The organism is Acinetobacter sp. YK3 (assembly GCF_001729365.1).
In the GTDB taxonomy this organism is placed as follows: domain Bacteria; phylum Pseudomonadota; class Gammaproteobacteria; order Pseudomonadales; family Moraxellaceae; genus Acinetobacter; species Acinetobacter vivianii.
Map to the genome: position 1 here is coordinate 1 of NZ_LZPJ01000053.1, position 2,166 is coordinate 2,166.

Below are 2,166 nucleotides of genomic sequence, written 5' to 3' on the forward strand. Positions count from 1 at the left end.
TGAAAAACGTAAAAATATATATTCGAAAAAATTCCCACTAACTGTAGAAAGCACTCTTCTCAATGAATTAAGCATATCATCACCACGAATTGATGCATGCACCAGAGCTATTGGTTTGTCTATAATTTCAATTCGAGAAACCATCCAATCAATTGCATTCTTCAGACCACCAGGGATCGCACGGATATATTCAGGACTTGAAATAATAATTCCATCAGCATCAGCTACAACCGCAATGAGATTTTGAACAGCAACAGGAGTTTTTTCTCCCTCTTCATCTGGTGAAAAAACTGGCAATAAATTGAGCTCATGAAAAACCGAGATCTCTATTGATTGTGGTGCTAACTCACTCATGGCTCGCAATAAAGCAGTATTAGTGGATGCTTCCCGGGCACTACCTGAAATAGCTAAAATTTTCATATCTTGCTTATCTCCTAACAATTCATAAAAAAATATTCGGTTTAAAACTCATTACCTAAGTTAAAAGTCCTACCTGAATTTGATTTTTAGCAAGGCCAATTCGTGTCGAAATCTGACCAGAGTTGACTTGCATTACACCAATGTCAGCGATGAGAGCAAGATTCGGGCTTTTGCTGCCCTTACTGTACTACACGAAAAAGCGTAAGGCATCTATGCACTTTATTCTAATAAATGTCATATACCCGAGAAAGTCAGAAGCCTCATCAATTTCTTGCAAAGCAGAATTAATCCCCTGATTGAGGATAAAAGATGATTTATATACATAGACTCACTTTTTAATTCATCTTAAATTTTCGCTTATATAAAAATTCCCTATCAAAGTATAGTTTGTGTGAAACTTTTCCTAATTCAATTGATAGATAAATGCTGTGTTCTTGAAATTAATAGCAAATCGGTATAGGGTCCAGTACATATACTTATGCAAGATTTTGAATCTGGTTTAAGATCATTTCACCATGATATAAGGAAAAAAATGATTTCTATTAATGAACTGAAAGTAAAATATTCTGGCGCTTTAGCATGGTCACTTGGGGATAATCCAGCTATGGCAGATGAATTAGCAGACCTGATTAGGAAAGGTTTTAAGACCGCATCATGTAGCTCCTTAATGTCCTATCAATCTGAGACCCCACCTCTTACTGTTGGAAGTTACGGAATTATTCTCAACGGTGCCCAAGAACCAGTTTGTGTGATTAGAATAACGTCAATGTATTTAATAAGATTTAACGAAGTAACAGAAGAATTTGCAAATAAAGAAGGTGAAGGAGATCTAACACTCGATTACTGGCGAAAGGAACACAAAGCTTTTTTCACCAGAGAAGGTTGGTTTTCTGAAGAAATGGAATTAGTAGCAGAAGAATTCGAGCTGATAGAAATTTTTTAATGATCAAATATTTTCACTTGATTAGAAATTCTTGAATGAAACTACTTAGAACCCAATTTATTTAATAAAAAGCAAATTTTTATATTAGATATATCAAAAGAATAAGTTGCGATCCCCAGCAGTACATTTTATCGATTAATATTGGCCGCTGTTTACTTGCAACTTGAGTTGATTCTGAATTAATAGCCCAATCGGTGTAAGCAGATATATTATGGATTGGATAGTCCTGTAAAGCATGAATATCATTTGCATTTACTTGATTAAGTGCCATTTCTAAGTTTACAGTATCCTTTAGTTCCTCCAGAGGAAGCTGCATAAAAAGGCGATAATAAATCGTGGTCAGATCATATGGAAGGTCTTCAGGATGGGAAGTTTACGCATAAGTATAAGTCCAAGAGATAGCTCTGATTTGAGATACCTCTTTAAATGAGTCATTAATCAACTTTTAAAAAGAATTCATCTTCATCTAGCACTCTTTCCGCACTAAAAAAAGCACCTACTCTCCGATTATCAGAGGCGTCAATCTTTGTTATTTTTTCAACAGACTTTATAAAGAAAGACTAGACAAATTATGAACTAGATGCGTTGGTAGCTCGTGAAATGAATGGGCATAAAATGATTTTACCAATATGGCATAAAATTACTAAAAATGATGTTATAGAGTATAGACCTAATCTTGCAGATAAAGTCGCGCTAAACACTTCTGTGAGTAGCATTGAGGAAATCGCCAATCAGTTAGCTGACGTGATTTTAACTGAATAAGCAAAATAACCAATATTTTTATAAATACTGTAAGTTATATC

The 2,166-nt window shown here is 34.5% G+C and carries 2 protein-coding genes and 2 pseudogenes; 2 read left to right on the top strand and 2 right to left on the bottom strand.

Annotated features, from left to right (window positions below):
* Nucleotides 1–420 (bottom strand): NADPH-dependent FMN reductase (locus tag A9Z07_RS04950; RefSeq protein ID WP_069577392.1); only part of this gene is annotated, 420 nt, incomplete at its 3' end.
* Nucleotides 421–898: 478 nt separating this feature from the next.
* On the opposite strand from A9Z07_RS04950, the gene A9Z07_RS04955 reads away from it, so the two are divergent.
* Complete coding sequence (locus A9Z07_RS04955; RefSeq protein ID WP_205634328.1) at nt 899–1,363, top strand: ASCH domain-containing protein; 465 nt, start codon at nt 899–901, stop codon at nt 1,361–1,363.
* Nucleotides 1,364–1,466: 103 nt separating this feature from the next.
* On the opposite strand, the pseudogene A9Z07_RS18125 reads toward A9Z07_RS04955, so the two are convergent.
* Nucleotides 1,467–1,744 (bottom strand): annotated as a pseudogene (locus A9Z07_RS18125) (molybdenum cofactor biosysnthesis protein MoeA); the annotation flags it as partial.
* A 147-nt stretch (nt 1,745–1,891) separates the two neighbouring features.
* Here A9Z07_RS18125 and A9Z07_RS17570 point away from each other — a divergent pair.
* A pseudogene (locus A9Z07_RS17570) lies at nt 1,892–2,125 on the top strand (molecular chaperone Tir); the annotation flags it as partial.
* Nucleotides 2,126–2,166: the final 41 nt, after the last annotated feature.

Coding starts and splice junctions, on each gene's coding strand:
- A9Z07_RS04955 (WP_205634328.1), top strand. CDS start 899: ATGCAAGATTTTGAATCTGGTTTAAGATCATTTCACCATGATATAAGG.